This window comes from Colwellia sp. D2M02 (genome assembly GCF_018860755.1).
Taxonomy (GTDB): domain Bacteria; phylum Pseudomonadota; class Gammaproteobacteria; order Enterobacterales; family Alteromonadaceae; genus Colwellia; species Colwellia asteriadis.
Genome location: NZ_JAHKPW010000075.1, coordinates 1 through 13342, shown reverse-complemented (window position 1 = coordinate 13342; position 13342 = coordinate 1). Strand labels below are relative to the sequence as shown.

At 37.1% G+C, this 13342-nt stretch carries 9 protein-coding genes; 4 read left to right on the top strand and 5 right to left on the bottom strand.

The features are described 5' to 3' along the window. Positions 1 to 26 precede the first annotated feature (26 nt). The 5 genes from typA to KO495_RS14625 all read right to left on the bottom strand — a co-directional run bounded on the left by typA (position 27) and on the right by KO495_RS14625 (position 9681). Positions 27 to 1844: a translational GTPase TypA gene (gene typA / locus KO495_RS14645; protein WP_215981158.1), complete on the bottom strand. Its 1818-nt coding sequence runs from the start codon at positions 1842 to 1844 to the stop codon at positions 27 to 29. Positions 1845 to 2152: 308 nt separating this feature from the next. Then, on the bottom strand, positions 2153 to 4354 hold the full coding sequence (gene ovoA / locus KO495_RS14640; RefSeq protein WP_215981157.1) for a 5-histidylcysteine sulfoxide synthase: 2202 nt from the start codon (positions 4352 to 4354) through the stop codon (positions 2153 to 2155). Positions 4355 to 4380: 26 nt separating this feature from the next. Next, positions 4381 to 5526 carry a hypothetical protein gene (locus KO495_RS14635; RefSeq protein WP_215981156.1) on the bottom strand — a complete coding sequence of 382 codons (1146 nt, stop codon included), beginning with the start codon at positions 5524 to 5526 and terminating at the stop codon, positions 4381 to 4383. A 377-nt stretch (positions 5527 to 5903) separates the two neighbouring features. After that, entirely contained in the window at positions 5904 to 7421 is a 1518-nt protein-coding gene (locus tag KO495_RS14630) for a carboxypeptidase (RefSeq protein WP_215981155.1), read from the bottom strand. Between the two features lie 202 nt (positions 7422 to 7623). After that, positions 7624 to 9681 carry a methyl-accepting chemotaxis protein gene (locus KO495_RS14625; protein ID WP_215981154.1) on the bottom strand — a complete coding sequence of 686 codons (2058 nt, stop codon included), beginning with the start codon at positions 9679 to 9681 and terminating at the stop codon, positions 7624 to 7626. A gap of 276 nt (positions 9682 to 9957) precedes the next feature. On the opposite strand from KO495_RS14625, the gene KO495_RS14620 reads away from it, so the two are divergent. The 4 genes from KO495_RS14620 to KO495_RS14605 all read left to right on the top strand — a co-directional run bounded on the left by KO495_RS14620 (position 9958) and on the right by KO495_RS14605 (position 13062). Next, a complete protein-coding gene (locus KO495_RS14620) occupies positions 9958 to 11367 on the top strand; it encodes a hypothetical protein (protein ID WP_252738991.1) in 1410 nt (469 codons plus the stop codon). A 23-nt stretch (positions 11368 to 11390) separates the two neighbouring features. Further along, positions 11391 to 11852, top strand: a complete 462-nt coding sequence (locus KO495_RS14615) for a YcfL family protein (RefSeq protein ID WP_215981152.1) — start codon at positions 11391 to 11393, stop codon at positions 11850 to 11852. A 61-nt stretch (positions 11853 to 11913) separates the two neighbouring features. After that, complete coding sequence (lpoB, locus tag KO495_RS14610; protein ID WP_215981151.1) at positions 11914 to 12516, top strand: penicillin-binding protein activator LpoB; 603 nt, start codon at positions 11914 to 11916, stop codon at positions 12514 to 12516. Between the two features lie 21 nt (positions 12517 to 12537). Continuing rightward, the gene (locus tag KO495_RS14605) at positions 12538 to 13062 is read left to right on the top strand and encodes a glycine zipper 2TM domain-containing protein (RefSeq protein WP_215981150.1); all 525 of its coding nucleotides are present in this window, start codon (positions 12538 to 12540) and stop codon (positions 13060 to 13062) included. Positions 13063 to 13342: the final 280 nt, after the last annotated feature.

Sequence of the window (13342 nt, the reverse complement as noted above, 5' to 3'; positions counted from 1 at the left end):
CCTTTTCAATATATATCAGTTATCGTTTACTTAGCTGAACGACCTTCACGTTTACGATCAGATTCTTTTAAGAATTTCTTACGTATACGAATACTATCTGGAGTTACTTCAACTAACTCATCGTTATCAATAAATTCTAACGCTTGCTCTAACGACATAATAATTGGTGGCGTTAAAGTTTGTGCTTCATCAGTACCAGATGAACGAACGTTAGTTAACTGCTTACCTTTAAGTGCATTTACCGTTAAATCGTTATCACGTGAGTGAATACCGATAATTTGACCTTCGTAAATATCTAAACCGTGACCAATTAACATACGACCACGTGATTGCAAGTTAAAGATAGCGTTAGTTAAGGCTTTACCAGTAGCGTTAGCAATCATTACACCATTTAAGCGTTGACCAATTTCACCACCTTTATGAGGACCATACTCTAAGAACGTGTGGTAAATTAAACCTGAGCCTGATGTTAATGTCATAAATTCAGTTTGGAAACCAATTAAACCACGGCTTGGCATAACAAAATCCATGCGAATTCTGCCTTTACCGTCTGGTGCCATATCAGTTAACTCAGCTTTACGAACACCCATTTTTTCCATGATCGCACCTTGATGAGCTTCTTCAACATCAATAGTTACTGACTCATAAGGTTCTTCTACCTGACCATTTACTTCACGCATGATAACTTCAGGACGAGATACTGCTAACTCGTAACCTTCACGACGCATGTTTTCAATTAAAATACCTAAGTGAAGTTCACCACGGCCAGATACTTTAAATTTATCTGCATCATCTAGTTGCTCAACACGTAATGCAACGTTATGAACTAACTCTTTATCTAAACGATCTTTAATATTACGTGAAGTAACAAACTTACCTTCTTGACCCGCGAAAGGTGAAGTGTTTACTTGGAATGTCATATTGATTGTTGGTTCATCTACCGATAACGGAGGTAGTGCAGCAACTTCAGATGGACAACAAATTGTATCTGATATTTTCAACTCACCTAAACCAGTAATCGCGATAATATCGCCCGCTTCCGCTTTTTCTGATTCATAACGCTCAAGACCAAGGTAACCGAATACTTTACCTACTTTACCGTTATGGGTTTTACCATTAGCACCTTGAATAGTTACTTGTTGGTTAGGTTTAACTGAACCACGAGTAATACGACCAACACCAATTACGCCTAAGTATGAGCTGTAATCAAGTTGTGAAATTTGCATTTGGAATGCACCGTCAGCATCTGCATCAGGTACTGGTACTTCATCAATAATAGTTTGGAATAATGGTGTCATGTCTTCACCAACAACATCTTCTTCCAATGATGCCCAGCCGTTAATGGCTGATGCATAAACTACTTTAAAGTCTAATTGGTCGTCAGTAGCGCCTAAGTTATCAAATAAGTCGAAGACTTGATCCATAACCCATTCAGGACGAGCACCTGGCTTATCAATTTTATTGATAACAACAATTGGCTTTAAACCTTGCGCAAATGCTTTTTTAGTTACAAAGCGAGTTTGCGGCATAGGACCTTCTTGCGCATCAACAATAAGTAACACTGAGTCTACCATTGACATAACACGCTCTACTTCACCACCAAAATCGGCGTGACCAGGAGTATCTACGATGTTTACACGGTATTCACCCCAGTTAATCGCTGTGTTTTTCGCTAAGATTGTGATACCACGTTCTTTTTCGATATCGTTTGAATCCATAGTACGTTCTTCTAAACCGCTACGCGCGTCTAATGTACCTGACTGGCCTAATAACTTATCTACTAAAGTGGTTTTTCCGTGGTCAACGTGGGCAATAATTGCCACATTTCTTAATTTATCTAACACAGGCGTTACTCGCTATTTCTATCATTACGTAGCTACTTTTAGCATACCAATGAATAGGACTATAATTGGGCGCGCATTATACAGTTGTTTAGACTAAAAAGAAAACAATAAAGATTGCCATCCGTATAATTGATAACACACTGCCTTTTTTATAGCTCAATAACACCTGACTTTTATGGCTCGCCGCTTCAATTATAGTCAGTGATGTAAGCCATTTACGGTAAAATATAGGTTAAGTAATTAATCATTTAATTTAAAATAGGCTTGTTATGGTTTTAAGCTAACTCTTTGGCATCATCACAAGTTACTTAATTATTTAATTGCCACACGGTTAATTGAGGCTGCACAACCGTAAAGTGCCGCTGTCTTTTTTCATATACTTGCGTTAATGTTTGCTTATCGAGTAATGTAAAATACTTAGATAAACTTTCACTTAGCGCTTCAAACCCCGTAACATTTTCTCCATTAATTTTTTTTCCACCAAGCCACTTAGCTTTATCAGTAAACTGTTCATCAAAATCATAACTCGAAATAATGACTAATAATCCATTGAAATTGAGCCTTTGGTGAACTTGGTCAAGAAATAATTTAGGATCATAACTTTTTTCTAAAACATTCTGCACAACGATAACATCATAACCAGTAAATATTGTTTTAAGGTTACAAAGATCACCTTGAATAAAATGAATGTTTTGTGACTCTTCACGTAAAGTATCGGGTAATGAATATTCATTAAAACCCAGCAGTTCACCTTCTCGCGTGGTAGTATAGCGTACCGTATCACCCTGTTGCAGTTTTACACCGTACTTAATAAATCGTGCCGAAAAATCAAGAGCGTCAATAAAAGTAGCATGTTGAGCTAATAAAAAACTTAAACCACCAATACTGCAGCCCAAGTCTAAACATTTAGGTACTTTCACACTACCGTAACTATCAACATTCTTTAATACGATATTGGCTAACGACTGCAAATAGTCACTTTCAAAGGGGGCTTCACTCTTTACATTTTGCTCCGAAACATTAAGCCATGTTTGGCCTAAGCGACGCAATTGTTCAAAGTGATGGTGTAATTGCTGACATAAAGCTTTATCTGTTTCAAAATGATTATCAGGTAAGTTAGGTAGTTCATCACTATGACTAGCCACATATCTGAAGCCTGCATGTTGAAAAAAATGACGACGAAAAGCATAACGAGAGTATCGCATCGCTTCATTACCAGATGAAATCCAAGAGCCACCCTTAATTAAATTATGCTTGCCATCGAATGTTGGTGTAGAGAAATCATCATATAATGGATGCACAGAAAATCCTGTAAAACCATCAATAGCAGACTCGGTCCATTGCCAAACATTACCAACAATGTCGTAAAACTCTCCTTGCTTGAATTGGTTCACGGGACAAGGGGATGCATAAAACTCACAGTTAATGTTACCTGGAGCTTGTTGCCAAGACAGCAAATCCCCATCAACCTGCTCACGCAAGCACAACCATTCACCCTCAGTAGGCAACCGATAAAAAAGCTTCCCCTGTTGGTTGGCTTTACTATTTTTCCACTGACAAAATGCTTTCGCTTCCAAATAGTTAACTTCTACTGGCCAATCGAGTGGCAGTGGTATTTGACTTAACAAGTTACGCTGATAATATTCACCTGATTTTTTACACCAAAAACGAGGCATACTCGCTTTGCTGAAAGCTAACCATTCTTGCCCTTCTTCCGTCCAAAATAATGGATTTTCATAACCACCACCTTCAACAAAGCTCATAAACTCAGCATTTGATACTAAGAACTTTGATGCATGAAACTCATTAAGTGTTAACTGTTCATGCCCATATTCATTATCCCAGCCGTAGCTTTTATCTGCTTCAGGTTTACCAAAGTTAACAACTGCTTCCCCTACAGGCACGAGTTCATTAATAGGTGCTTGAGCTGTTTTCAGACATGTTTGCCACTGTTCATTTTCGGTTAATGCTGATAATGGTAACATCCGCATGATCACCGAAGATGTCTCAATATGAATACGTTCGTGTTCACAGCCCATTAAAATAATCCAAGCAATTGAGTTTTTTGATATTGGCAAAGATAGCTCCATGTTATCAATAAGCTCATTCACTAAAGCAAATACTTGTTGACGATATTGGCGCACTTCATCAACACTTGGCCAATCATAATGGTCACTATTTAGATCATCCCAACTCATTTCATCAACACCAACGGCACATATCGCTTCAATACGAGGGTTAACCCGTTCATTAGTATACTTTCCTAAAATAAGCTTATTAATATAAAAGCAAGCAGTATGACCAAAATAAAATATTAGCGGGTGTCTAAGTGGCTCAGGCCGTTGATAATAAAACTCATCATTATTAATAAGTGAAAATAGTGAGTCATAACTTTGCCATGTTGATTTAAAATAGTGCTTCAGTTCAGCTCTTTTTTGCTCAGAACAATCTCCACATAACAAGGGCGATTTAGGGTAACTAAGTTTATTCTTTTGGTTATATATATTCATAAAGTCATTATCTTATTATGCTAAATTCAGTTAAAAGTAAGAGGTAGTTCAATGATTTCTTGCTGATAATCAGCAAGTATCTGTTTTTTAATAACGTCACCAATATTAGAAGGTAAGGTCTCAAAGGTAATGGCTTTATGTCTCATCAGCTGTTGAACTTTATTTATTCGCTTATTAAACCAGTGACTCTGGTCAAATAAGTCAATAGCCCCTATCGTGTTTTCTTGGTTATTCGGCTGTGGGCTTTGATGACTATATAGTGATGTTGGTAATGAAATAGCGCTCACCACCTTAGTTACTGAAGGGAGATCTACGCCCTGCTGATAAGCTTCAATGGCATCCGCAACATTAGCTAAGGCAAAGAGTACATTAACATAAGCATTATAGGCTTTACTTGACGCACCTAGCCTGTGCTCAACACGTGCGGTCTTATGCCAGTTATGAGCGCTTAATAAAACATTATTTTGTAAATCAAACAGTAATGGCTCTTCACCCATGCGCTGATTATGTTTACCGTACTCTTTATATAAAGCGATACTACCTTGGTGCCCCCCTGAAATATTATATGGTGAGCAAAGTTCTTGCGCTAAGCCATAGTAAGACTTTAACTTAAAGCGCTCGAATGCTTCTTCTTCGGGTAAGTAAAGTAAACTACAATCTTTACTCGTTTCTAAAAAGCATTGTTGTAGGTACTCACCAAAACCATCATATGGAATAATGTTGACCCCTTGGCTATTGATTACGCTGACATTAAGCTGGATGGCATTAGGAATATGTACGGCGCGAGTATCCGTGGTAAAAATATCATGAGAGCCACAGGCAAGCTTGCCCTGATCTCCTGACCAAACAACCGGCTGAATCAAGGTTTCATGGAAACCATTTTTAGCAAAAATACGAGGAAGGTGTGCAATAGTTCTTGTTAAGTTATCTGCTTCTTTTAAAGGCGATTGACCATTAAAAAGTGAAACGTACTCCCATTGGTTTTTCCAATACTCATTGACAATTTCCCCATCTATATCAAGCGCAGCTAAGGTGTGATTTACCAATGAGAAATCAACAGGACTTTTCACTAGAGAGGATTTAAAACATCCTTCTAGTTCAAAGTGTATTTGAGCATAAACCCCTAATGACTTTAAATACTCTTGAAGCATGATAATTGCTTGTTTCAGCATAGATTAATCTACCTCTCAACTATTTATTGTTAGTATTATTCAACAGCTACATGCATTACGTTAATAATCTGTTGTACGTCATACGGCACCTTATCGATCACTATAAAAAAATTTAAAATAGATGTTTAATACATTGGTAGTCTTCCTTTCTAGTATTAGGGAAACAAAGGAAATACACAGCAAGCACGACAAAGGTCATAATAAAAACATAGCACATAGTATGGTTACCGCCATGGTTTAAGGGGTGACCGTTTTATACAATCGCTTTACGTAATTACCTAGCGCCCCCGTTATAAATGCTAAATAGCAGCCATAAAAAAAGCCTACTAAGAAAGTAGGCTTTAAGTAATAATGCAATAAGGGTCGAGCTGAATAACTTAGTACTTAGCTGCCTGCTCTTTTGCTGGCGTGCTTTTTATAATAAAGTCGCGAATATCTTGGTTGGACTGGCGTAGATCTTCATGACGTAAGTACATCATATGTCCACTTTCATAACCTTTAAATGATAAACGATCTTTCATTTGGCCACTTGGGTCTAATTGCCACATTGTGTATTTAGCGTCAAAATAATTAGTTGCACCATCAAAGTAGCCTGATTGTACCATTACGTTTAAGTATGGATTTTCAGCCATTGCTAAACGCAAGTTCTCTCCAGTATTGTTACCACTTCTATCCCACGGATGTACATTACCAAACATGTTATAACGCAAGTCTGTTTTATAGCCTAACTCTTCACGTAAGTAGTGATTAATAGCAGGTGTAAAGCTGTGTAACCATGAGCTAAGCTCTGCATTATAATCAGGCCTTGCACCAACGACTTTTTTATCGATACCTAAGTAACGTGAATCAAGTCGCCCTACGGTTTGCTTTCTGTTACGCAATAAATCTTTCCAGAAGTAATTATTACTGATATCTAAATTACTATTGACTACCGTTTCAACTGACAAGCCTGCATATTTAGCAACTTGCTCAGCAATACGTTGCTTATGTTCTGGAGCAATAAAACCACCTTGCGCTAAAGCTGGTAAATACTCGCGTAAAGTAAACTGCTCAACCTGTGCAAGTAACTCTGCTAACGGCTTTTGTTGTAGCTCTGTTGTAAGCGCATTATGATACCAAGCTGTGGCAGTAAAGTACGGTAAACGGTTAGCCGCTTTAACAGGTCCCTCTCTTTTTATACCAATATCAGTTGGCGAAACTAAAATAGTGCCATTAATATACATCCATTGGCGAGATTGAAGTTCTTTAGTCAAGCCAGCAACTCGCGTAGTACCGTAGCTCTCACCAATTAAATATTTAGGTGAACGCCAGCGCTCATTTCGCGTAACAAAGGTACTAACCCAGTCGGCTAAATATTTAATATCAGCATTGACGCCAAAAAACATTGTTTTTAATTCTGCTTTTGAAGGCATGCTGCCATCTTTTTTAGCTAATGCTCTTGAGTAACCAGTATTAACGGGGTTAACAAAAACAATATCAGCAACATCTAAAATTGAGTATGGGTTGGTTTTAACCCCATAAGGTTGCAATGGGTAACCTTCATCATCAACATTGATAACTTTAGGGCCGGTGTAAGCAATATGCATCCAAACCGATGCCGAACCGGGCCCACCATTGAAAGAAATCAATAAAGGCCTAGTCGCCTTATCATCAACATCTGTACGTTGATAATAAGTATAAAATAAGCTTGCTGTTGGTGTGCCTTCTTCATCCCATACTGGCTGGGTTCCAGTAGTGGCAGTGTACTTTATACGTTCACCTTTTATTTTAGTACTGTGCTTGGTCGTGTTTTTATCGTCAACAGAAAGCTTACGCTCATTATCTGCTAATAATGTTGAAGATGAAAAAACACCAACAAAGAGTACCATTAAGGATAAGTGTTTAAATGATTTCATTCTATTTACTCAACTCAGGTTATTTAATTGCATTAAGCTATCACATAGATCGTTTAATGATTAGTTTATTAAGTTCAATTAACTGGATAATGAGATTAAAAGTAAGGCTGTAAATAAATTCCTCCTATAATCTGAAAAATTCATGATGCGAAAACAATTATTCAATCAAAAATCTATCTTTATTTGACAGAGATCCGCTAATCTAACGCTTAAATTTAGACTCTGGAACGTCGAAGGTGTCTATTGCACCTTCGAGCTTAGCGGCTAAATCTGCAACTTGGTTACTCTGTGTTAAGGTAGATGAGGATTTATCACTACTTTGTTGACTTAACTCGACTACCTCTTTCATACTCTGTTTTATATCATTACTTAGGCTATTTTGTTGAGTTGCTGACTGAGATATACCCGTACTCATTTCATGCATTTGTTCAATATCACGAGTGATCAACAATAAAGTTTTAAGTAATTGATCGGTATGATCTCGACAATTATTGGCTTCACCTTTACCTTGGTTAATATCTGATACCGCTTTTTCTGTTTGGTTTTGTAGTGATTCAATCATCACTTGAATTTCTGTCGCCGACGTTTGAGTTCGGTTCGCTAATGAACGTACTTCATCTGCGACAACAGCAAATCCTCTGCCAGCCTCTCCTGCTCGAGCAGCTTCAATAGCGGCATTTAATGCAAGTAAATTAGTTTGCTCTGAAATACCTCGAATTGTATCTAAAATTCCACTAATATTTATAGATTCTTGCTGCAATAACGTCATCACTGTTGAGGTATTATCTAACATAGCAACTAAATTTTTCATACGCTCATTTGTAATATTTGCCGTTTTTTCGAGCTCACTACTTTGCGATAGGGCATTAGTCATTTTAACTTCAGAATTATGTGCTTCTTCTAATATATTATCTGCACTTTGGCCAAGTTCACTGGTTTGAATAGTGACATTTTCAATCGTTTGCTTTTGTATTGCTAAAGAATCTGTAACTTGGGCTATTTTCTGGTTTGACTGCTCAGCTGCATGTTTTAAAAGGTGGCTATTATCGGAGATATTACCAATAAGTTTACGCAAGTCAGCAACAACCAAATTGACATTAGTTGACAGCTCTCCATATTCATCGTTTGATGTTACGGTTAATTGACGTGATAAATCTCCTTTAGCAATTTGAGATAATACTTTATTGATACCTTTTAATGGACCAATCATAGCTTTGATTGTTGCTAGTGCTATTACAATACCTGCAATAAGTAACACAACAAAAATCACCATAGTTTCCAAGTTCCCTTGCTCAACGTTAGTCGCAATTTCTGCTTGTAACTGCGTTAAGTTTTTATCTACCGCTTGTGAAAAGTCATCAATTGCTTGTATTGAAGTATTGATATGCAACTCTGAACTTTTAAATGCTTGATTTAAAGCATTCCTTTGCTCAAGTTGAGATATTTTCAACGTAAATAAATTATTATCACTCAGAAATATTTTTTTTGCTTTATCAAACTCAATAACAAACTGCTCAATTAAGCCATCGGTGTCATAACTCTTGCCTAACGTAATTAAAAACATTGAATTCTGTTCAAGATTACTAATAGAAAACTCAATGGTCTTTTGAGACTCTTCAACTTCAGCGATACTATTAATTAATAAAATGGTTTTAGTGGCATCGGTTAGGTTAAAAACAAAGCCTTCGGTTTGACTAGCAGAGCCGGCTATTCTGTCGACAATAGCTTGATTCTCCGGGTCATCTAAAAAAGTTAAATCGCCTAAAAAGGCTCCAGCTTCATATAAAACATCCTCAAGCACTTTATGCTGCTCAAGATATGCTTTGGTTTGATTGATTTCAGCTAACCGATAAGCAAACATGTTATCAACAGCAGCTAAATATTGGCCATAAAGAAGGTTAAAATGATCCAAGCTTTGAATCTTCGGAAAAACATGAAGCATTTCTTCTATTGATTTACTCTGTTCTACTAACAACTCACCTTGTTTAGCAAACGCAAGCTTTAGCTGTTCAATTTCATCGACCGTCGCAGAGCCAGAAACAAAAGAAGACAACTTAGCTTGCTTTAACAATTGCTTTTGCACGATGTTTGCTGACTTTTGAATAGGCAGAGCAAAGTCATCGACTTTAGCAGACGCTTGCTTTATATCACTCAAAATACCAATGGAACTGATGCTAGAAAATAGCAGTAATAATAAAATAACCGCAAAACCAATAACAACCTTGTGTGCAACTTTTAAAACTTTTATATTAAACAACATAAAATAACAACTCTTTCAGAGATTAAGCAAAACGCCCCACCTATACTAATAGGACTTACGCTACTAACATCAGACTAGCTCATATAGATACAAGCTTAAAGTATTTCACTACAAACTAGCTCAAGGTTAGGTCTAAATATTATTTATAACAAAACATTTTCATTACAAAAGCACTGTTTGACTCAAAAGCCATTAAAGTATGTGCAATTACTTACATTTTTTAAACACGAGTCAACTTGCCAAGTAGCACCAACAGGTTAAGCTAGTTATATGCTAATGAATACTTTTAAAATACCTATTGCTCTACTCCTTATCACTGTACTTAATGGCTGCAGCGCCACCTCTTTTAATGATTTATTTAGTAGTTATGCTCAGCAAATGCAGCAAGTAAATATTGCTCAACGGCAAGGGAATTTTAAATACGCAATAAACGTCATCCCCCCTAGAAGTGAATCTGATGGTACTTTCAACTTAAGGTTACTTGAGCAAGCTCGCCTAAATTTTTTAGATCGTGATTATGCACAAAGCCAAGTTACCTTTAATGATGCTTACAACTTAATCCAACAGCAACAGCAAGCAGCCAAAATTGAGTTAAGTAGAGGTGTTGAGAATGTAGGGGCAATTTTAAGTAATGATAACGCTACCCGGTACGACATTCCTTATTACGAACAAAGTATGCTTCATAGTTATCAAGCGCTAAACTATTTATATCAACAAGACTTATCAGGCGCTTTAGTTGAAATAAGGAGAGCCAACCTAGTACAGCAGTCCGCGCTTCATACCAACCAAGACAGTTTACAATCCAGTCGCCAAAGCATGGTTAGGCAAAGTGATATGTCAAAGCAATACCCAACAATGGAAACAACCATTGGGCAAGTAAAGAATGGCTTTCAAAATGCTTTTACTTTTTATCTGTCTGCACTACTCTACCATTCTGCAGGAGAGTTAAATGATGCCTACATCGACTATAAAAAAGCCTTAGAAATTTATCCTAACAATACTTATTTACAACGAGATGTGTGGCGCTTAGCGAATAAACTTTTTATGATTGATGATGTAAAGCAGTTTAAAAAACGCTTTTCAGCAACTATTACCCAAGAAAGTATCCCTAAGAATAGCGGCGAAGTAGTAGTGATCGTAGAGCAAGGCATTATTAGCCCCAAACAGGAATCATCTATACACTTGCCTATTTTTACTCGCCATAACGACATGCGCTTTTACAGCGTTGCTTTACCTACCTATCAGAATAACCTAACCACTTATCAACCGGTACAAGTACGTGTCCAAGATGAAATCTTTCTTTCTCAAGAAATTGTCCGATTACAATCTTTAGCCGCCAAACAATTGAAAGACCAATACCCTTTAATGGTTACGCGTCAAATTGCTCGAGTTGTCGCCAAAGAAGAACTCAGACAACAAATGAGTAAACAGGGCGGCGATATTGGTAATATACTCGCGAGCCTTTATAACATTAGCAGTGAAAAAGCTGACACCCGCAGCTGGAGCACATTACCAAATAGTATTCATATACTACGCATACCAATAACGGCTGGAGAACATACGTTATCCTTTAACATTAACGGTACAACACAAAATATAAACGTAGCCATTACCAAAGAAAAACAAACTTTAATCAAAATCAGTGCCATAGGCTCATATACTGACCACCAAATACATTACTTTTAACCTTATTCAATTACGGAGACGCTATGCAAAAATTAACACAAGGCTATCACTCACAACCCAGTATATTTATATTACTGTTTATTTCTTTATTCATAGTTGGTTGTAAAAATGTTCCCCCTGTAACCTCTGGTGTCGGCACTAGTCAAATTACCGCAGGAGAAGAGTACAGTAAATATTTACAGGTACATAACCCTAAACTAGCCAAGCAACTGTACATTAGCGATATAAAATCAAGACTTCAGCAAGACTTGCTTGAGGTAAACCTCACGCTCACCAGTACTTATAAAAAAACATTACAACTTCAATACCAAGTTAATTGGTTTGATAATGATGGTTTTGCTGTAGAACCTGGTAAAAGCCCATGGAAGTCACTCGATTTACACGGTATGCAAACACAAACAGTAAAGGCATTAGCGCCAACAGCTAAAGCAACAACGTTTAGTCTTTACGTACGAGAAGTGCCAGAAAAAGCATTCAAATTTTAATGGTTATTAAGCCGTAAGTAGCTTATAAGCAAATAATTTATATAAATTTAAGGATTTACTCATGAAAAAATTTTTTATCTTGCCTGCAGTCGCAATATCTCTACTTGCTATTAGCGGCTGTACTAATAAATCTGTTGTACGTTATGGTGACGCTGCTGCGGTGGAAACAACTGACATTAACTTTGGCTCAACTGACCTACAAAAAGTCGCAGCAGAAATGACAGACTCATTATTAATTTCACCTGTTGTTGGTACTCTAACAGTTAATACTCGCCCTGTTATTTTCGTTGAAAGTATTAAAAACAAAACCAGTGAACATATAGATACTGAATCAATCACCGATTCAATTTCAACAAAATTATTGCGTTCAGGAAAGTTCCGCTTTGTTGATATGGGTCGTGTTGCCTCAGTGCGTGAACAACTGCAATACCAGCAAAGTGGTGGTATGGTAGATACAAGTAAGGCAAAACAGTTTGGCCAGCAAATAGGTGCCCAATACATGCTATATGGCAACTTAGCGAGTATTGTTAAATCTAACCAAGACCAATCTGATGTTTATTACAAATTTACTCTACGTTTAATGGATTTAGAAAGCGGTTTAGTGGAGTGGGCTGATGAAACAGAAATTCGTAAAACAAAAGGTAAAGAATACATTAGCTGGTAACAGTTGATATAGGAGTAGTTCATGAAAGCGTTTATAGCGTATTACCGTAAATCAACACTTAACAAGCAGTTACTAACAACTTGTTATTTTTTACTAGCGCTACTCAGTAGTCATAGCTATGCCAATAATTATGAGCGTGATAAAGCCGTACCGGTTGAAAAAGTATTATTTGGTAAGATAGTCTCAGTGCGAAATATTAGCCAAGAAGAGCTAATTGAAGATAAAAACAACGGCTGGAAAACCTTTGGAGGTGCACTTATCGGCGGTGTTATTGGCAATCAATTCGGCGGTGGTAGTGGCCGTGATATCGCAACAATATTAGGTACTGTCATAGGTGGCTCTATTGCTCGTAACCAACAAAACCAACAGCATATCAAAGTAACACACTTAGTAGAGTTAATGATTGAAGTAAATGGCACTATGCAAAAGGGTGAGCAATTTATGATTATTCAAGATTATGATGTTCAGATGGTTTTTCATACTGACGACCCTGTTAGAATGGTTTACCTTACTAACGGTAGAGTAAGAATAGACAAGGAAATGTAACTCTAAAATGTAAGTCTATATGTTATTACTAATGAAGGCCTCAAGGGGCCTTTTTTATTGCTTATTTATCAGGTTCCTTCACTTACAAAGCCACAATATTAAGCTATTTATAAGCTACCTCACATGGGCTTATCTGCAATATAAGTCACACGACCATCGGCGCTATTGTCTTTCACTATCCCATTACTGTGTTTTACACATTATTTAAAAGCCACAAAGCAAAAAGCCCGACTCTTTCGAATCGGGCTTTTCTTAATAGGCGTTTAGCAATGTCCTACTC